The organism is Methanomethylovorans sp. (genome assembly GCF_050177135.1).
Taxonomy (GTDB): Archaea; Halobacteriota; Methanosarcinia; order Methanosarcinales; family Methanosarcinaceae; genus Methanomethylovorans.
Genome location: NZ_JBFXHJ010000026.1, coordinates 2,546 through 20,168, shown reverse-complemented (window position 1 = coordinate 20,168; position 17,623 = coordinate 2,546). Strand labels below are relative to the sequence as shown.

Sequence of the window (17,623 nt, the reverse complement as noted above, 5' to 3'; positions counted from 1 at the left end):
TACCCATCACGGGCTCCAGTATGAAAGCTGCAATATCTTTTCCGTACTTTTCCATGACCTGTGTAAGTGCCTCTATATCGTTGAAAGGCACCTGCAATGTATTCCTTGTGAAGTCTTCAGGTACTCCCAGAGAGTCGGGTTTTCCCAGAGTGGTGGCACCTGAACCGGCTTTAACGAGCACTGCATCATGTGCTCCATGGAAACCGCCTTCTATCTTGATGAACTTGTTCCTGCCGGTAAAACCACGGGCAACACGCAGTGCGCTCATAGTAGCCTCAGTACCGGTGGACACGAACCTTACCATATCTATGCTGGGGTATATCCCTGCTATCCTTTCCGCAAGCTTGATCTCCAGTTCCGTGGGAGTGCCGTACAACCAGCCCTTATCAAGCTGTTCGATGATAGTCTGCTTTATTTTTGGGTTGGCATGTCCAAGTATCTTTGGCCCGTATGCAAGGCAGAAATCTATGTACTCATTGCCATCAGCATCGGTTATCTTCGATCCAGAGGCAGATGATGTATAAAATGGAAAGGGTTTTATGGCCCTGACAGGACTGCTAACTCCACCTGGTATTAGTTTTCGTGCTTTCTCATATAATTTCTCTGATCTTGCCAATTCCATTAACATCACCATTCTATTATTTTAACATCCTTGCAAGGTCCTTAGCAAAATAGGTCAGTATCATGTCTGCTCCTGCTCTTTTGATGGAAAGCAGGGATTCATACATGACCTTATTCTCATCCAGCCAGCCCAAACGTGCAGCAGCTTTCAGCATTGCGAACTCCCCGCTGACATTGTATGCAGCAGTGGGCATCTTGAACTCTGTCTTGATGCGATAGAGTACGTCGAGGTAAGGAAGGGCGGGTTTTACCATAATGACATCAGCCCCTTCCAATATATCCAGTTCTGCTTCCCTTATTGCTTCATCAGAATTTGCAGGGTCCATCTGGTAGCTGGAACGGTCGCCAAACGAATATCCGGAATCAGCTGCTTCCCTGAAAGGTCCGTAAAAAGCAGAAGAATACTTCGCAGCATATGACATTATAGGCACATCACTACAGTTACTTTTGTCAAGTGCATCTCTTATTGCAGTTATCATACCATCCATCATTCCGGAAGGAGCTACCATATCTGCTCCGGCCATTGCATGACTTACTGCAGTTTTTCCAAGCAGGGGAAGTGTGGGATCGTTCAATATCTGTTCATGTTCCATATCAACTACGCCACAATGGCCATGGCTTGTATATTCGCACAGGCATACATCTGTTATAACATACATATCCTTTCCAAGCTCGCTCTTTATCTCGCGCACCGCCCGCTGTACTACATCATCCTGGCCCCATGCGCTGCTGCCTTCCTCATCTTTTGTGGAAGGTATCCCAAAGAGTATCACTGCAGGAATCCCCAGGTCTGCTGCTTCTTTAGCATCATCTGCTGCCATATCTACGGGAAGCCGGGAGATTCCTGGCATTGAGGACATTGCCAGTGGTGAATCGATATTTTCGTCCACGAACATGGGATAGATAAGGTCATCGACCGAAATTGAGGTTTCACGGACCATATCTCTTATCTTGCCGCTTCTTAGCCTTCTCATCCTAACCTGTGGGAACATTTGATCACTTCTGTTATTTGCATTTATTTTTATTCTTTTCCGGGATCTTATCAATATTGAACAACCTTGAGACCACATCCAGCAGATCATCATCGTTCATTTCTGCAGCGTTGCGCAGTACTTTTGTAGGCTCTGCCAATATCTTATTGACAATTGAATGTGTAAGGTCATCCAGCACTTTGTTCTCTATCTCACCAATGGTGTGGTAGGCGCGCAGTTTAGTTACTGCACGTTCTTTTTCCTGCTTTCTTACATTATACACATTGGCATAAATGGCAGAAACTATGTGGTCGGCTTTCTGCTGCTTGTACTGTTTCAGAAGCAAGCACATCTCCTCATCAACTATTTTTTCTGCCTTCTTCGCTTCTTCCTTGCGTTGTGCAAGATTCCTTTCGTTTATGATCCTTAGATTATCGATATTGTAGAGTTTGACATGCTCTATCTCTGCAACACTAGATTCAATATCTCTCGGGTTGGCGATATCGATGAGAAGTAGGTCCCTTTCCCGGTCTTTCATGATCTCTTCTATCAATGATCTTTTAAGTACATAGTGCGGTGCTGATGTGGCACTGATAACTACATCTGCCTTGCGTACATTTTCGGCCAGGTTCTCAAAACGCACTGCATGGCCTCCCATGCTATTGGCCAGATCTCGGGCTTTTTCAAAAGTACGGTTCGCTATATATATCAGGTCCATATCTCTATGGGCAAGCGCCCTGGTCACAAGAGTTCCCATCTCCCCGGTGCCTATCACGAGGATCATTTTTCCTTCCAGGCCTCCAAACACCATTTCAGCCAGATCGACTGCAGCTGAGCCAATAGATACCGCACCTCTGTTCACTTCCGTTTCCGTGCGGACGCGCTTACCTACCTGTATGGCTTTGCTGAAGGCCGTATCAAGCATTCTTTCGGTCGTACCTATTTTTTTTGCTAGCAGGTACATATCTCTTATCTGGCCAAGGATCTGGTCCTCACCGACTATCATGGATTCCAGTCCGCAAGCCAGCCGAAGCAGGTGTAAGAGTGATTCGTTGTGGTCCAGGAACTCGACCACCTGTAAGGGAAAAGCCATACTTTTTGCAAAATTGAACAGCACACTGCTGCCTTTCGGGGAAACCACATATATCTCTATACGGTTACAGGTCTTCATTACCACACATTCGTGGACGAACTCATTGGAATAAAGGTTCCTGAGCACTTCTTCAAGGTCACCGTTCCAGGACCTTTCCATTTCTTCGATACTGGCTTTGGAATGGGTTATCACCATGCTGTTTATCTCAGTCAATGTGTACCTCCATCGTTGCTAATGGGCGGCTCCATTTCTGAGATATGGGAGTGTGGTTCCATGATATCAATCTTTCTTATTGATTTGTTCCTGTACTATATCATATGCTCTCTTATACGCTTTTTCGTATGATCCAGCGATATCTTCCCAGACCATCGGATCTTCCAGTACTTTCCAGAGGATCGATCTGCGATGCTTTTGTTCTTCCACATGTTCCTTTAGGTAGTTTCTGATATCGTTCTGCAGTATTATCATCTGTTCGTATTCGGGGGTAATGACCTTTTCGATTTTCTGACGGACATATCTTGAAAAAGCCGGGCTTGAACCAGTAGTGGAAATACCTATTACAAGATCTCCTCTATGGATCACAGCTGGTATCGTAATTTCGCCTATGATGTCTACCTGATTTGTCAATATGTTCAGGGACCTTGCAATGGATGTGATCCTATCGTTTATTTGTCTGTTACTGGTTGCAGGTATAACTAGAAAAGAGCTGCTTATCAGCTCTATGATCTCTTTGTCCGAAAGCGTGCCTGCATCCGCTCGTATCAGGGTTACAAGATCTTGATCGTGGAGTTCACTGAGTCTGTGAGAGAAATTTCTGCTGACCACAATCGTATTTGCATATTCGCTGAACAATTCTGCCTTTCTTTCCCCTACGGAGCCTCCGCCAAAGATCACCACTGTTCTGCCGTGCAGGTCGACCATCAGCGGAAGAAATCGTTTGTTCTCTGGCATGTTATTCTCCTATTTTATACCGGGATCTATGATGTTACTAAAGTCTTATGCCAATCTTCTTAAATTCTTTTTCACTGAACATGACCTTATAGTCATCTATCCCTGTAAGCTTTGATATTTCTTCGGCAATGGCCAGACAGTCATCACGGGAATACGAATGGACCATTGTGAAAATATTGTACGGCCAGCCCGGATGACGGGGGCGGGCATAACAATGTGTCACATCATCTATGGTTGCCATTAGTCTACCCACATCTTCTACATCTTCATCGGGAACGTTCCAGACGCACATTGCATTAGCAATGATGCCGATATCCCGATGTCCTATGGAGGCGCCGAATCTTCTGATAATACCCAGCTCTTTCATCAACTTGATCTGCTTAACAACTTCTTCCTCGGTTATGTCAAGCTGTTGTGAAATATCTTGATAAGGTGATGAAGTGATGGGTATACCTTCCTGTGTCAGGATAAGTATCTGTTTTTGAATATCTGTCATTTCCATAGTATCACTTTATCTTGAACTTAACTCCTATTTTGAACAGCTGGGTGGTTGGCAGGTCCATCATTGGGCATTGGATCTCCTGCCTCAGTTCCTCGAGTATTTCCTGCAGGCGTTCACTGCTGGATGCGGAGAGTGTGAACCATACATTGTAATCCCCGGGGCGCAGGTAGTTGTGTGATACTTCAGGATAGGAATTTATTAGTTCTGCAATGTGTTCTATTTTCTCTTCCGGGGCTTTCAACGCAACAAGCGTACCTACACGACCGGTCTCTTTACTGTTTATAATAGGTCCTATACGCCTTACAGCTCCTTCGTCCAGAAGGCGTTGCATGCGTTTGATCACTTCGTCCTCAGAGATCCCTGTCTTATCTGCCAGTATCCTGAAAGGGTGTGCATCAAGTGGAAAATCCAGTTGTACAAGATTGAGCAGTTTCTTATCTGTTTCATCTAGCCGGATCATGTGAGTCCTCGTTTTTGGGTATGTAAATACAGTATGGTTCTTCGGCGAGGTAGTCTCCAGTAGCTGCATAAGCTCGTGCCCGGCACCCTGCGCATACATTCTTGAATTCGCATCTGCCACATTTGCCTTTCAATTTTGAAGTATCTCTCAGGTCTTTGAATACCTGTGCATCTGTCCAGATTTCCCTGAAGGGCTGCTGCCTTATGTTACCTGCAAGCACTGGAAGGTATCCGCAGGGATACACATCACCTGTACTGGAAACAAAGCAAAAACCGGTGCCTCCAAGACAACCTTTTGTCATTGCCTCGTATCCATGCGTTTTGATCGAGACATCAATACCCTCTTTCTTGGCACGCTGGCGCATTATACGGAAATAATGAGGTGCACATGTTGCTTTCAACTGGATAGGTGTTGTTTTTTGCTGGTCATAGAACCAGTTAAGGACACGCTCATACTCAACAGGAGGTATCTCTTCATTTTCCAGTTCTTTACCCCGGCCGGTGGGTACAAGCAAAAATATATGTAAAGCCTCTGCACCGATATCCTCTGCCATTCTAAGGATATGGGGTATCTCATCAACATTCCTTTTTGTAACAGTAGTATTTATCTGGAATTCTATACCTGCTTTTTTAAGTGCTTCTATACCTCTCATGGAACCTTCAAAAGCACCCGGAACACAGCGGAAATCGTCATGTGAACTTGCAGTAGCGCCATCGAGACTTACGCTCACCCTTTTGATGCCTGCTTCAAGAAGCTGCTTTGCAACCTCTTCGGTGACAAGTGTACCATTTGTGGCAAGCACAACCCTTAGTCCCTTTTCGGTACCATAATGTGCTAGTTCGTAGACATCTCCTCTTACAAGAGGTTCACCACCGCTAAGGATCAAAATGGGATTGCCCATTTCCACTATCTCGTCTATGAAATGTTTCGCTTCCTTAGTGTCAAGCTCTCCTTCAGGTATCTGTGAAGTGGAGGACCCTCTGCAGTGTTTACAAGAAAGGTTACAGCCAGCGGTCAGTTCCCACGCAATTAATCTGGGAGGTTTGAAAGAAGGCTCGATATTTTGTTCCATATTGATCTCAAAGATTTCATTTATTTTCAGCATTAAATCCATAAATTTAAGTGCCTATCTTTAGCACTTCCATATCTTATGACAATCGACTTAAATAGGATGTGTCTATACTCACTAACCCATATTAATAATTAGTTGTGTTGCTTAAAGACGCGGACATGTAACTATGAAGTATGGGCATTTGTTCACAGATGATCAGCATGCAATAAAGGTGTTAATGTGGAAGCTTTCGTTGTTGCCTTCTTTATAACCTGGATAGTTATACTTTTATATATCCTTCGCATGATTAGGACTTATTCCCATTTGCAACGTGAGATAAACATACTTAAGAAAGTGGGCAGGAATTGAGTTAGGTATGGAAAAACAGCAAAAAACCATTGTAGCTATCCTGTTCGTGACATTGGTTGTGGTAATTGGTCTGTGGGGAGTTGATTTTTCCCAGGGTTACTCAATGGTATCCGAATTGACAAATGATCCCCAATCACATATAGGGAATGAGGTCAATACCATGGGCAACATAAAGAACGGGACTTTACAGGTAGCACCAGGCATTATTACTTTTTTACTGGTAGATGTGGAGGATCATGTTTCTGAGATCCAGGTAGAGTATACCGGTGATTTGCCTGCAAGCTTTGCTGAAGGGCAGGGTATCAGTCTGAGCGGGACCATGGTTTCTGCTCAGAAGATAGAAGCGCACCAGATAGTGATGGGATGCCCATCTAAATATACTGGGTAATGTTATTTGAATGGGCAAAGCAAGATAGCGGATATGGTAAAATTATGATGAGAGTCGAGGATTTTGAGGAGTACAGGCAGATCAATCTAGCACTTGCCGGTCTTATCCACAAGATGGCTGAGTCTTCTCAGATGAAGAAGATGTTAAATCACGTGTGCAGTTCTGGTGGAAAAAAAATAAGACCTCTCATCCTAATGCTTTCCACAGAAGTATGTGGCGGAGATATGAATAAGAGTATCGATGCTGCACTGGCCATTGAGCTGATACATTCAGCTTCTCTGACCCACGATGATCTTCTTGATGGTGGTATCCTAAGAAGGGGAATGCCTTCGGCCCATGAGAAATATGGAGTTGCAGCGGCACTTCTTTGTGGTGATTTTCTCATCTCTAAGGCGATAACACTCATCTCTTCCTATGGGCATGATGCAGTCTATGAGTTCGGAAGTGCAGGAATGTACATGGCTGAAGGGGAAACGATAGATATAAAAAGTGTGAACGAGGAATTCAGGCAGAAGAACTATTTCGATTGCATTAATAAAAAAACAGCTTCTCTTTTTGCATCCAGTGCAGCGATAGGAGCATATATCGCAGGATGCAGTAAGGATGAAGCTTTGCGATTCCATGCATTCGGAGAGAATGTGGGCATAGCATACCAGATAGTTGATGATCTTCTGGAGTTCCTTGAAGAACTTGAAGACAAAAAGTCCACACAAGAATCAGTTACATTACCTCAGATATTCAATCGTGCTCTGGGACGTGAAGAGGCAGTAAAAAGGACCATTGCAGAGGTTCACAGGTATGTGGGTTTTGCCAAAGACCTGTTAAGCACTTTCAGGCCATGTCCTGCAAGGGAAAAATTGCTGCTGATAACTGATTATATAACAGTTGACCTGCTCCCAGGCAAGATATGAAATCTCCTATTAATTTAAATTTCAGGTGAATGGATGCGAGTATACGATAGATCGGTTATCAGAATAGATGCTGGTATCGAGAATGGGAAAGTAGTGCTTGAAAGTGAAGGGCCATTAAATCCTATTGCTAAACCAATTATCAGCAGGATCAATGGTATCTTTCAGGAAGAGAAGCCTATATATGCAGATGATGAGAATATCGTTTTTTCAACGTGGGTCCCCCCTGTACCGGGTGATGTGTTCAACAGGCTCATCAGTGCAGAAATAAGCTCTATTCTCAAAAAAAGGGTTCCGGATCAGTTTTCCATTGGCATCACTTCCAGGTGCCCTAATAATTGCATACACTGTGGGGCTGCTGATATCGTTACAAAGACCGAACTTACCATCGAGCAGATCAACTGTACAGTATCGCAGGCTATTGAACTTGGTTCTTACCATATTTCCATTGATGGCGGTGAGACCATGATGCGCAATGATCTCCCTGAAATGGTAAAGGCCGTGGACAAGAACAAAGCTATTGTTACCTGCTTTACTTCCGGTTTCAGGCTTACAGAAGAAAGGGCGAAGGATCTGAAGGCTGCTGGTCTTTATGCCACGCATATAAGTATTGATAGTCCCCGGGAAGAGGAACATGACCGGGTTAGAGGGCGTGAGGGAGCTTTTAAGGACAGTTTAGATGGAATTAAGAATACTCTGGAAGCAGGCATGTTAGCTGATATGTTCGTAGTTGTTTCACCTCACAACATCGATGAACTTGAGGATTTCTACGGGCTTGCTGAAAACCTGGGCATGCATGAATTGTCCATCTATGAGATCGTTGCAGTTGGGCGTTGGCTGGAACACGAGGATGAGGTCATTTCAGACTCAGATGTGAAGATGCTGGGAAGGTTCCAGAAGGAAAAGAACACAAAGCCAAGTGGTCCAAGAGTGACAGCTCTTCCATATTTCATGGGACCTGATCAGTTCGGTTGTTTCGCTGGCAGAAGATGGATGCATGTCACAGCGGGAGGAGATGTTCTTCCCTGTGCTTATACTCCTTTCTCTTTTGGGAATATAGCGGAGGAAGGGCTGGATACTATCTGGAAGCGGATGGGGCAACATGAAGCGTACAGGAAGAATGCAGATTTTTGCAGGATGCGGGACCAGAGGTTCAGGCAAAAATACATTCATGTTATCCCCAAAGATGCCTCATTGCCATTACGGCTTGATAGGCCTTAACAGAAAAAGGATGTTGTCCATTACATTGGGATATCATCCTCTGATATCTTTTTGCACTTCAATATTGCACAATATATATGAATTGAATTATATAATATTTAAGTTTGGTGGGGCTCATGAAACCGAATACTTTATATTCAAAGTTACAATTACAGTGGGTATCTTATCACATCAAGCGAATTAGTAATCACCTTTGCATGAGGATTATGCATGGCCAAAGATAAAATCTTATCAGAAATCAAACAAGCAGAAACCAATGCGCGGGATATGGTGGACGGTGCCATTAAGGAGAAGAATGATCGCATTTCCAAAGCCCGTGTTGAGGCCAGAGAGATTATAAAACAGGCTGAGGTGGATGCTCATAAGTCGGCTCAGAGCACTCTCAGATCTGCAGAACATGAGCTTGCTTCCGAAAAGCAGAAAATCATCGAACAAGGTAAAGAGGAAGCAAACATTGTAGCTAAGAATGCAAAGGCAAAAGTCGATCAGGCAGTAGAGAACCTCATAAAAGAATTTGAGAGGGCGGTCCATGCTTAAGCCAAGACAAATGAGTCGTGCTTTAATTATTGGCCACAAGGATCTTCTTGAAGAAACCATTGAGGTCCTTCATCAAACAAATCTGTTCCAGATAGAGGACTATATTGAGGACGATTCAGGTCTTAAGATCGGCAAGCCCTTTGGTGATGTAGATTCTATTTCTAAGACATTGATCAAGATTCGATCTATAGCCAGCTTCCTTGAAGTTAAGAACGAACCTTCTAAAAAACAACAGGCTTCCACTCTTTTGCATGACCTCGATCCCACTCTTGAAGTTTTGGACAAGGAAGTTTCTGCAAGGATCGAACGGAAGAATGGATTGGAAGCAAGGACCAAGGAGATCGAATCCCTCAAGAAAGATCTGTTGCCTTTTGTAGATATTCCGCTTGATCTTGCTCTATATCGAGGGTATGACAGCTTGGCAGTATTTTCTGGTGTTGTGAAGGGAAATATTGAAACTGAGATATCAAGCATAACTGGATCCTATGAATTGTATTCAAACTCTAAATCAGGAACTATTGTGCTCTTTGTGCCTAAAAAGTATGCAGAAGATATTTCTAAGGTTCTTCCCGATTTTGAGTACAGGGAACTTAAAGTTCCTGATCAGCAAGGTATGCCGGCGGAAATCTTCTCTAAAATAGATGCAGAGAGGACAGACCTTCTCAAGCAGATAGAAGGAATAGATGCAGATATCACAGCGCTTAAGGATAAATATAAAGACTTCATCCTGGCAAGTAATGAGGTGCTCTCTATCAAGGCAGATAAATCTGAAGCTCCCCTGCATATTGCCACATCTGAAAGCACTTTCCTTATAGAGGGCTGGGTTCCTTCTGACAGTTATAATAAACTTGAAAGAGCTGTTTCCAGAACAACCCAGAATCGTGTGTTCGTAACGCAGCAGGAGATCGAGCATGAACAGGAACCAATTGTTCCTGTAGAGTACGATAATCCCAAGATCGTCAGACCTTTGCAGGAGATCATGAACCTGTATGCACGTCCCAGATATAAGGAATTAGATCCTACTAGTCTCATATTCATCACTTTCCCATTGTTCTACGGAATGATCCTTGGTGACATTGGTTATGCCTTTATCCTGATGGCACTTGCTTTTATCATCAAGAAAGCAGTAAAATCTGATGCAGTAAAGCCTCTCATGGACATACTGATCTACTGTCAGATCTCGACGTTGATCTTTGGTGTCCTTTATGGCGAATTCCTCGGATTCCCTCTTGCGGGTATCGTATCTCACGGGGAGATCGAGGCTGGTCTGATCCCTGGTTTTAATACCATCGACCTGTTTGCTTCTCCTGTAGGCGGAGAGATGATCACTTATCCCATACACAGGACTCATCTCGTAATGACAATGATCGTACTTACTGCATTGATAGGTGTGATCCACATTAATATAGGATACATCCTGGGATTCATAAACGAGAACAGAAAACATGGTTTTTCCGCAGCTTTTATGGAGAAGGGCAGCTGGATGGTAATTGAGCTTGGAATACTGCTCGGAGCTCTTGGATATACCGGAGTTCTGCCATCTGCAATGGTATATGCAGGTATAATTGTATTCCTTGTAGGTTTTGTGATGTTGCTCAAAGGCGAAGGTATCAAGGGACCTGTGGAATTACCGTCCTTACTTAGTAACTCTTTATCCTACACTCGTTTGATAGCTGTAGGATTATCTTCTATCTATATTGCATCAACTGTCAACATGATCGCATTTGAGATGATGTGGCCTGAGAAATTCGGACCCATGACGGTGGGTGCAATACTTGTATTCATATTCGGGCATGCTTTAAACACTGTCCTGAGTATTATTGCCCCCGGACTGCACGCTTTGAGATTGCAGTACGTAGAATTCTTCGGAAAGTTCTACGAGGGAGGCGGACGTAAATATGATCCATTTGGATATATAAGAAAATACACGGAGGAATAATTTAATGGCAGTAGAAACAGCAGCAGCAGTAATGGACCCAGCAGGGTTGAAGGCAATTGGTGCAGGACTTGCAGTAGGTCTTACAGGAATAGCATCAGGTATAGCGGAAAAAGATATCGGTAGTGCAGCCGTAGGCGCAATGGCAGAGAACGAGGCACTCTTTGGTAAGGGTCTTATATTGACCGTTATCCCAGAAACCATCGTTATCTTTGGTCTGGTAGTTGCACTGCTGATCAGCTAAGCCGATTTAAGAGCACATTTGCTCTTAAATTCTTTAAAGGTGTTGAGCATGGGACTTGAAACTGTTGTTAAAGATATCATGGATGCTGCCAATGCTGAGGTGTCCAGAATAAAAGCGGAGACCGATGCTGAAGTCTTGCATATTATCGAGGAAGCTAAAGACGAAGCTAAGCGCATCATGGGCGAAAGTCTTGCAAAAGCTGAAGATGATATCAAAAGGATGAAGCAGCAAGAGATATCAAGTGCAAATCTTGAAGTGAAACGCACTTTGCTCAATGCACGCAAGGGAACACTTGAAGAAGTTTATGATCGTTCCTTTGAAGTAATTTCTTCATTACCGGAAGCTAAGGATAAGGAATTGTTGAAAATTATCCTTATGAACAATGAATCTAAAGGTAAGAGGATTTACTCCAATGCGAAATCAGAAAAACTCGTAAGGGAACTATCCTCACTGGAATATGCCGGTAACATTAATTGTGCAGGTGGTGTGGTCATAGAGAACGAGGATGGAACCATCCGTCTAGATTATACCTATGATGTGATCCTGAAAAGCGTGAACGAGCAGTTTTTGAAACAGACATCTGACATCTTATTCGGGTGATTCTTAAATGCGGCTGTTGCAGAGATTGAAGCGTGGGATGAATTCCCAGAAGTCACGGCCTCAAGGGCATTCCAACTATGCATACACTACGGCACGTGTACGTGCAATGAAAAGCAAGTTACTTCCCAGGGAAACATATCCGAGGCTAATGAACATGCAGATCGCTGAGATCACAAGGTTCATTCAAGAGGTCGAATACAAAGAGGATGTTGATCAACTTGCACGATTGTATGAAGGTGTCGACCTTATTGAGCATTCACTGAACAGGAACCTGGCGGTGACCTTCACTAAGCTACTCAGTATTTCAGAAGGCGAACTGAATTTCCTCATATCTGAATACTTAAAGAAATATGATATTTGGAACATCAAGACCATCCTTCGTGGAAAACATTGTAATGCATCAACAGATGATATCCTTGAAGCAGTTGTCACAGCAGGCCGCCTTACTTACACTTTCACTTCGGAATTGGCTGCGAAATCCACATATGAGGATGTCATTGCGGCATTGTCTACAACTGAGTATTACCCGATTTTGAAGGATTATAATGGAACGAACCTGTCGGAGATAGAGAACCGTCTTGATAAGAAGTATTACTATGACTTGTTCCAAGCCATAGGAAATCCAAAATCCAAAGATAGGAAACTTTTCAGTAAATTCATCCGGACAGACATCGACCTAAAGAACCTTGTGACTTTGTTCAGGCTTAAGAAGTATGGCATCACAGATCCGTCGACTGCAGATCTTTTAATAGAAGGTGGACTCAAGCTAAACATCAAACAAATGGAGAAAATGCTTTCTTTATCCTTCGAGGATTTCCTTGTGGAACTGGAGAATACTCCTTACTGGGAAGAAATATCTGATTGTTGTGGATCCAAAATGGATTCTCTTATATATGTTGAAACAAGGCTCAAGAAACTCAGGCTAAAATCTGCAGAAAGCTTCTCGCATGTTTATCCCCTTTCTATTGTACCTATTATGGACTATATTCTTAGCAAAGAAAATGAGGTCAGCAATCTGCGCATGATCATTCGTGGGAAGGCAGTTGGTCTGAGTGATGAAGAAATTAAGAATCAGTTGGTGATCTGATGGAGCTTGCAGTGGTAGGTAGCAGCGAGTTTGTCACTGGATTCAGGCTGGCTGGAATTAGGAAGATCTTTGAAGTTAATAACCATGTAGAACTTGAACCTACTGTAAAAAAGGTGCTTGAGGATAGGGATATCGGAATACTTGTGTTACATGGAGATGACCTGTCCAAACTACCGGAGATGTTGAGGAACACGATCAATGAATCTGTTGAACCGACTGTTGTTACTCTGGGAGGTAGTGGTCAAAGTTCGAATTTAAGGGAAAAGATAAAACAATCGGTAGGTGTAGATCTGTGGAAATAAAAGGTGAAATTTATCGTGTGGCTGGACCAGTCGTTACTATTACCGGTATCAAGCCAAAGATGTACGATGTGGTCAAAATTGGTCACGAAGGATTGATGGGCGAGGTCATCAGGATCGAAGGTGACAAGGCCACAGTTCAGGTATACGAGGATACATCTGGGATCAAACCGGGTGAGCCTGTGGAGAATACAGGTATGCCCCTTTCAGTGGAACTCGGTCCGGGTCTGCTGGAAAGTATTTATGACGGCATTCAGAGACCATTGAAGGTTCTCCAGGAGAAAATGGGAGATTTCATTCAGAGAGGTGTATCTGCTAACGGACTTGACAGGGACAAGAAATGGGATTTCAAGCCCGTTGTCAATATAGGGGATAAGGTAAAAGGTGGAGAAGTCATCGGTCTTGTACAGGAAACCGAGAACATCGAGCACAAGATCATGGTCCCTCCTACAGTATCGGGCACAGTGTCTGAAATGAAAAGCGGAAAGTTTACCGTTGATCAGACTATATGTGTTCTTTCAGACGGCACTGAACTGCAGATGATGCAGAAGTGGCCTGTCAGAGCACCAAGGCCAGTAAGCAAGAAGCTCTTACCTAGGACTCCCCTTATCACCGGTCAGAGAATTCTCGACGGTCTTTTCCCGGTTGCTAAAGGAGGTACTGCTGCGATTCCAGGACCATTCGGTTCAGGAAAGACAGTTACTCAGCAGCAGCTTGCCAAGTGGAGTGATACTGACATTGTGGTCTACATAGGTTGTGGAGAGCGTGGGAACGAGATGGCTGATGTGCTTAACGAATTCCCTGAACTGCAGGACCCTAAGACTGGCCGTCCGCTGATGGAACGTACTGTGCTCATTGCAAATACTTCCAACATGCCTGTGGCTGCCCGTGAGGCATCAGTATACACTGGTATCACCATCGCCGAATACTACCGTGACATGGGATATGATGTTTCCCTTATGGCAGACTCCTCTTCCAGATGGGCAGAAGCTATGAGAGAGATCTCTTCAAGGCTTGAAGAGATGCCAGGTGAGGAAGGTTATCCTGCTTATCTCTCAGCAAGGCTCTCAGAGTTCTATGAAAGGGCAGGTTATGTGAAATCTCTGGCAGGAGCAAATGGTTCCATTACAGTTATCGGTGCAGTTTCTCCACCTGGTGGTGACTTCTCCGAACCGGTCACACAGAACACTTTACGTATCGTGAAGGTTTTCTGGGCTCTTGATGCAAAACTTGCTCAGAGAAGGCACTTCCCATCCATCAATTGGCTTACCAGTTACAGTCTTTACACCAATTCTCTTTCAGGATGGTTTAGTGAGAATGTAGCTCCGGATTGGAATGCCCTCAGGGACAATGCAATGGACTTGCTCCAGCGTGAATCCGAACTGCAGGAAATCGTGCAGCTTGTGGGTTCTGATGCTCTTCCTGAGGACCAGCAGCTGGTCTTGGAAATCTGCCGCATGATCCGTGAATACTTCCTGCAGCAGAATGCATACCATCCTGTGGATACTTATTGTTCATTCGATAAGCAGTACAAGTTGCTAAAGGCCATTTCCAAGTACAGTGATATGGCAACAACTGCTCTTACGGCAGGTGTGCCAATGAAAGATATTCTGGCCCTTCAGTCTAAGGATGAACTAGCAAAGGTCAAGTTTGAAGAGAACTTCGATGAAACACTTGATGTGGTCCTGAAAAAGATGGATTCTGAGTTCGCAAAGCTTGGAGGCAATTAAAATGACCAAGGAATATAAGACTATAGTAGAGGTATCAGGCCCTCTAATATTCATCGAGAAGACCGAACCAGTGGGTTACAATGAACTTGTGAATATCAACCTGCCGGATGGCAGTACCAAACGAGGTCAGGTACTTGATACATCAGCTGACATAGTAGTTGTGCAGGTCTTCGAAGGTACCGGCGGGCTGAACGAAGAATCAGGGGTCGTATTTACCGGTGAGACCGTTAAGCTGCCCGTTTCAAAAGACATGCTCGGCCGTATCCTTTCAGGGTCCGGTGAGCCTCTTGATGGTGGGCCTCGTATAATTCCGGAAGACAGGATAGATGTGAACGGTGCATCAATGAACCCATATTCAAGGATGCCCCCCGAGGAGTTCATCCAGACTGGTATCTCCACGATCGATGGAACTAACACGCTCGTAAGAGGCCAGAAACTGCCTATCTTCTCAGGTTCCGGTCTTCCGCACAACGAGATCGCTCTGCAGATCGCAAGACAGGCAAAGGTGCCGGGCTCAGAAGAAGCTTTTGCAGTAGTGTTTGCTGCAATGGGTATTACCAACGAGGAAGCACAGTACTTCATGGAAGATTTCGAAAAGACCGGTGCACTGGAAAGAGCAGTGGTGTTCCTTAACCTTGCAGATGACCCAGCTGTCGAGCGTATCATTACCCCAAGGATGGCTCTTACAGCAGCTGAATATCTTGCATATCAACATGATATGCATGTGCTTGTTATCCTTACGGACATCACCAACTATTGTGAGGCATTGCGTCAGATGGGTGCAGCCCGTGAAGAAGTGCCTGGCCGTAGAGGTTATCCAGGGTACATGTACACTGATCTGGCATCCCTCTATGAGCGTGCAGGTGTCATAAAAGGTACGAAAGGATCTGTTACACAATTCTCTATTCTTACAATGCCAGGTGATGATATAACTCACCCCATTCCGGACCTTTCAGGTTACATCACCGAAGGTCAGATAGTGGTTTCAAGAGAACTGCACAGAAAAGGTATCTATCCCCCCATAAACGTGTTGCCATCCCTGTCCCGTCTTATGAACTCCGGTATCGGTGCAGGTAAGACCAGGGATGATCACAAGGCAGTTTCAGACCAGATGTATGCAGCATACGCAGAAGGTCGTGACCTAAGAGGCCTGGTGGCTATCGTAGGTAAGGAAGCATTGTCTGAGAGGGACCAGAGGATCCTGGAATTTGCAGATCTGTTCGAGGACAGGTTTGTGCGTCAGGGCAGGGAAGAGGACAGATCCATTGAGGATACATTGAACGTTGCATGGTCTATTCTGTCAGAGCTTCCGGAAGCACTGCTTACGAGGGTAGACAACAAGTTCATAGAGAAGTACCACCCTGCTCACAAGAAGAGCAACTAAAGGGAACCTGGTGAACGAACATGGGCGCAAAGGACATTAAACCAACGCGGTCCGAGCTTATAGAGCTCAAAAAGAAGATCAAACTCTCGCAGAGTGGCCACAAGCTGCTCAAAATGAAGAGGGATGGACTGATCCTTGAGTTCTTCGATATCCTAAGTAAAGCAAAGGATGTCAGATCTGAGCTGGACAAGGCCTATGAAGTGGCAAATAAGAAAATAGGTATTGCAAATGCTGTTGACGGTATTTTTACCGTCAAATCCACAGCTTTCGCCCTGCAGAACATTCCCCAGATCGAACTTGAAAGCCGTAACATAATGGGTGTTGTGGTCCCCAAGATCGAGTCATCCAGTGTGCGCAAATCCATAGAGGAACGTGGCTATGGTATATTGGGAACCAGTTCCTATACTGATGAGGCCGCAGACGCCTATGAGAAGCTGGTGGAGAACATCATCGTTGCAGCAGAGATCGAAACAACTATGAAGAAACTGCTCGATGATATCGAAAAGACCAAGCGCCGTGTAAATGCTCTTGAGTTCAAGGTAATTCCTGAACTGCAGGAATCTATGGACTTCATAAAACTCCGTCTGGAAGAGATGGAAAGAGAGAACACTTTCAGGCTCAAGAAGATCAAAGGATAAAATTCTCATAATGGGATCTGGAAAACCTGAAGATGATCGGCCCAACTTGGTCGATCGTTTCTTCACAGAACTTGGGAAACCCCATAACCTGGCACGGATTTTAAGGTGGGCCTGGTTCATCTCATTGTTTATATTGGTTATGGGTTATATCCTCATATTTTTACATCTCACGGGCAGATTATAGCTTCGGTGATAATTATTCTATTTTTTCATTGACCTTAATTTTTCTAACACATTCTGAGCGTGGTCTTTTGTCTTTACATTATCCCAGATATTCGCAATATTGCCATTAGGATCAATGAGGAATGTTGTTCTTACAGTACCCATATATTCCTTGCCCATGAATTTTTTCAGGCGCCATACATCATACAGCTTATGTACAGTGATTTCCATATCAGAGAGCAATGTGATTGTAAGTTCCTTTTTCTCAATGAACTTCTGATGCGATGTCATACTGTCTTTGCTGAGACCTATTATTATTGCGCCCTCTGTTTCAAATTCGGGTTTAAATGCACTAAAATCCTGTGCTTCTTTTGTACACCCGGCAGTATTATCCCTGGGATAAAAATACAATACTACCCATTTGCCCTTCATGTCTTGCAGGCATATCTCTTTTCCATCTTGGTCGGGCAG

The 17,623-nt window shown here is 44.2% G+C and carries 21 protein-coding genes; 13 read left to right on the top strand and 8 right to left on the bottom strand.

Annotated elements, in window-relative coordinates:
• The 7 genes from AB7U21_RS03735 to ahbD form a co-directional block, all read right to left on the bottom strand.
• Window positions 1-628, bottom strand: a 628-nt coding sequence (locus AB7U21_RS03735) for an aminotransferase class III-fold pyridoxal phosphate-dependent enzyme (RefSeq protein WP_428387093.1), incomplete at its 3' end; no start/stop codon positions are given.
• 10 nt (window positions 629-638) lie between these two features.
• The gene (gene hemB / locus AB7U21_RS03730) at window positions 639-1,613 is read right to left on the bottom strand and encodes a porphobilinogen synthase (RefSeq protein WP_428387091.1); all 975 of its coding nucleotides are present in this window, start codon (window positions 1,611-1,613) and stop codon (window positions 639-641) included.
• A 13-nt stretch (window positions 1,614-1,626) separates the two neighbouring features.
• Window positions 1,627-2,898: a glutamyl-tRNA reductase gene (gene hemA, locus AB7U21_RS03725; RefSeq protein WP_428387089.1), complete on the bottom strand. Its 1,272-nt coding sequence runs from the start codon at window positions 2,896-2,898 to the stop codon at window positions 1,627-1,629.
• Between the two features lie 66 nt (window positions 2,899-2,964).
• Complete coding sequence (locus AB7U21_RS03720) at window positions 2,965-3,636, bottom strand: precorrin-2 dehydrogenase/sirohydrochlorin ferrochelatase family protein (RefSeq protein WP_428387087.1); 672 nt, start codon at window positions 3,634-3,636, stop codon at window positions 2,965-2,967.
• Between the two features lie 37 nt (window positions 3,637-3,673).
• Window positions 3,674-4,138 carry a siroheme decarboxylase subunit beta gene (ahbB, locus tag AB7U21_RS03715; RefSeq protein WP_428387085.1) on the bottom strand — a complete coding sequence of 155 codons (465 nt, stop codon included), beginning with the start codon at window positions 4,136-4,138 and terminating at the stop codon, window positions 3,674-3,676.
• A 4-nt stretch (window positions 4,139-4,142) separates the two neighbouring features.
• Entirely contained in the window at window positions 4,143-4,598 is a 456-nt protein-coding gene (locus AB7U21_RS03710) for an AsnC family transcriptional regulator (RefSeq protein WP_333787800.1), read from the bottom strand.
• Entirely contained in the window at window positions 4,582-5,670 is a 1,089-nt protein-coding gene (gene ahbD, locus AB7U21_RS03705) for a heme b synthase (protein WP_428387097.1), read from the bottom strand. The genes AB7U21_RS03710 and ahbD overlap by 17 nt, the downstream gene beginning before the upstream one ends.
• A 219-nt stretch (window positions 5,671-5,889) precedes the next feature.
• Here ahbD and AB7U21_RS03700 point away from each other — a divergent pair, with 219 nt between their 5' ends.
• The 13 genes from AB7U21_RS03700 to AB7U21_RS03640 all read left to right on the top strand — a co-directional run bounded on the left by AB7U21_RS03700 (window position 5,890) and on the right by AB7U21_RS03640 (window position 16,990).
• Window positions 5,890-6,018, top strand: a complete 129-nt coding sequence (locus AB7U21_RS03700; protein ID WP_367121127.1) for a CcmD family protein — start codon at window positions 5,890-5,892, stop codon at window positions 6,016-6,018.
• A 7-nt stretch (window positions 6,019-6,025) separates the two neighbouring features.
• Complete coding sequence (locus AB7U21_RS03695) at window positions 6,026-6,406, top strand: cytochrome c maturation protein CcmE (protein ID WP_428387082.1); 381 nt, start codon at window positions 6,026-6,028, stop codon at window positions 6,404-6,406.
• Window positions 6,407-6,453: 47 nt separating this feature from the next.
• Complete coding sequence (locus AB7U21_RS03690) at window positions 6,454-7,317, top strand: polyprenyl synthetase family protein (RefSeq protein WP_428387095.1); 864 nt, start codon at window positions 6,454-6,456, stop codon at window positions 7,315-7,317.
• A 33-nt stretch (window positions 7,318-7,350) separates the two neighbouring features.
• On the top strand, window positions 7,351-8,535 hold the full coding sequence (locus tag AB7U21_RS03685) for a radical SAM protein (protein WP_333787803.1): 1,185 nt from the start codon (window positions 7,351-7,353) through the stop codon (window positions 8,533-8,535).
• A gap of 210 nt (window positions 8,536-8,745) precedes the next feature.
• On the top strand, window positions 8,746-9,072 hold the full coding sequence (gene ahaH, locus AB7U21_RS03680) for an ATP synthase archaeal subunit H (protein ID WP_333787804.1): 327 nt from the start codon (window positions 8,746-8,748) through the stop codon (window positions 9,070-9,072).
• A complete protein-coding gene (locus AB7U21_RS03675; RefSeq protein ID WP_333787805.1) occupies window positions 9,065-11,011 on the top strand; it encodes a V-type ATP synthase subunit I in 1,947 nt (648 codons plus the stop codon). Before ahaH ends, AB7U21_RS03675 begins: the two co-directional genes overlap by 8 nt.
• 4 nt (window positions 11,012-11,015) lie before the next feature.
• Entirely contained in the window at window positions 11,016-11,252 is a 237-nt protein-coding gene (locus AB7U21_RS03670; protein ID WP_333787806.1) for a V-type ATP synthase subunit K, read from the top strand.
• A 48-nt stretch (window positions 11,253-11,300) separates the two neighbouring features.
• Window positions 11,301-11,852 (top strand): V-type ATP synthase subunit E, encoded by a 552-nt coding sequence (locus AB7U21_RS03665; RefSeq protein WP_333787807.1) that lies wholly within the window; start codon window positions 11,301-11,303, stop codon window positions 11,850-11,852.
• Window positions 11,853-11,859: 7 nt separating this feature from the next.
• Complete coding sequence (locus AB7U21_RS03660) at window positions 11,860-12,939, top strand: V-type ATP synthase subunit C (RefSeq protein WP_333787808.1); 1,080 nt, start codon at window positions 11,860-11,862, stop codon at window positions 12,937-12,939.
• Window positions 12,939-13,241, top strand: coding sequence for a V-type ATP synthase subunit F (locus AB7U21_RS03655; protein ID WP_333787809.1), 303 nt, complete (start codon window positions 12,939-12,941; stop codon window positions 13,239-13,241). Before AB7U21_RS03660 ends, AB7U21_RS03655 begins: the two co-directional genes overlap by 1 nt.
• Window positions 13,232-14,968: an ATP synthase subunit A gene (locus AB7U21_RS03650; protein WP_333787810.1), complete on the top strand. Its 1,737-nt coding sequence runs from the start codon at window positions 13,232-13,234 to the stop codon at window positions 14,966-14,968. The genes AB7U21_RS03655 and AB7U21_RS03650 overlap by 10 nt, the downstream gene beginning before the upstream one ends.
• A 1-nt stretch (window position 14,969) precedes the next feature.
• Window positions 14,970-16,352 carry an ATP synthase subunit B gene (locus AB7U21_RS03645; protein ID WP_428387077.1) on the top strand — a complete coding sequence of 461 codons (1,383 nt, stop codon included), beginning with the start codon at window positions 14,970-14,972 and terminating at the stop codon, window positions 16,350-16,352.
• Between the two features lie 20 nt (window positions 16,353-16,372).
• On the top strand, window positions 16,373-16,990 hold the full coding sequence (locus tag AB7U21_RS03640; RefSeq protein WP_333787812.1) for a V-type ATP synthase subunit D: 618 nt from the start codon (window positions 16,373-16,375) through the stop codon (window positions 16,988-16,990).
• Window positions 16,991-17,191: 201 nt separating this feature from the next.
• Here AB7U21_RS03640 and AB7U21_RS03635 read toward each other — a convergent pair.
• On the bottom strand, window positions 17,192-17,623 hold a 432-nt coding region (locus AB7U21_RS03635), incomplete at its 5' end, for a peroxiredoxin (protein WP_428387074.1).

Bases quoted from the DNA above. Each gene is read 5' to 3' on its own strand.
- AB7U21_RS03660 (WP_333787808.1), top strand. From the start codon at position 11,860: ATGCGGCTGTTGCAGAGATTGAAGCGTGGGATGAATTCCCAGAAGTCA.
- AB7U21_RS03670 (WP_333787806.1), top strand. From the start codon at position 11,016: ATGGCAGTAGAAACAGCAGCAGCAGTAATGGACCCAGCAGGGTTGAAG.
- ahbB (WP_428387085.1), bottom strand. From the start codon at position 4,138: ATGGAAATGACAGATATTCAAAAACAGATACTTATCCTGACACAGGAA.
- AB7U21_RS03720 (WP_428387087.1), bottom strand. From the start codon at position 3,636: ATGCCAGAGAACAAACGATTTCTTCCGCTGATGGTCGACCTGCACGGC.
- AB7U21_RS03685 (WP_333787803.1), top strand. From the start codon at position 7,351: ATGCGAGTATACGATAGATCGGTTATCAGAATAGATGCTGGTATCGAG.
- ahbD (WP_428387097.1), bottom strand. From the start codon at position 5,670: ATGGAACAAAATATCGAGCCTTCTTTCAAACCTCCCAGATTAATTGCG.
- AB7U21_RS03665 (WP_333787807.1), top strand. From the start codon at position 11,301: ATGGGACTTGAAACTGTTGTTAAAGATATCATGGATGCTGCCAATGCT.
- AB7U21_RS03675 (WP_333787805.1), top strand. From the start codon at position 9,065: ATGCTTAAGCCAAGACAAATGAGTCGTGCTTTAATTATTGGCCACAAG.
- AB7U21_RS03640 (WP_333787812.1), top strand. From the start codon at position 16,373: ATGGGCGCAAAGGACATTAAACCAACGCGGTCCGAGCTTATAGAGCTC.
- ahaH (WP_333787804.1), top strand. From the start codon at position 8,746: ATGGCCAAAGATAAAATCTTATCAGAAATCAAACAAGCAGAAACCAAT.
- AB7U21_RS03645 (WP_428387077.1), top strand. From the start codon at position 14,970: ATGACCAAGGAATATAAGACTATAGTAGAGGTATCAGGCCCTCTAATA.
- AB7U21_RS03710 (WP_333787800.1), bottom strand. From the start codon at position 4,598: ATGATCCGGCTAGATGAAACAGATAAGAAACTGCTCAATCTTGTACAA.
- AB7U21_RS03655 (WP_333787809.1), top strand. From the start codon at position 12,939: ATGGAGCTTGCAGTGGTAGGTAGCAGCGAGTTTGTCACTGGATTCAGG.
- AB7U21_RS03690 (WP_428387095.1), top strand. From the start codon at position 6,454: ATGAGAGTCGAGGATTTTGAGGAGTACAGGCAGATCAATCTAGCACTT.
- AB7U21_RS03695 (WP_428387082.1), top strand. From the start codon at position 6,026: ATGGAAAAACAGCAAAAAACCATTGTAGCTATCCTGTTCGTGACATTG.
- hemB (WP_428387091.1), bottom strand. From the start codon at position 1,613: ATGTTCCCACAGGTTAGGATGAGAAGGCTAAGAAGCGGCAAGATAAGA.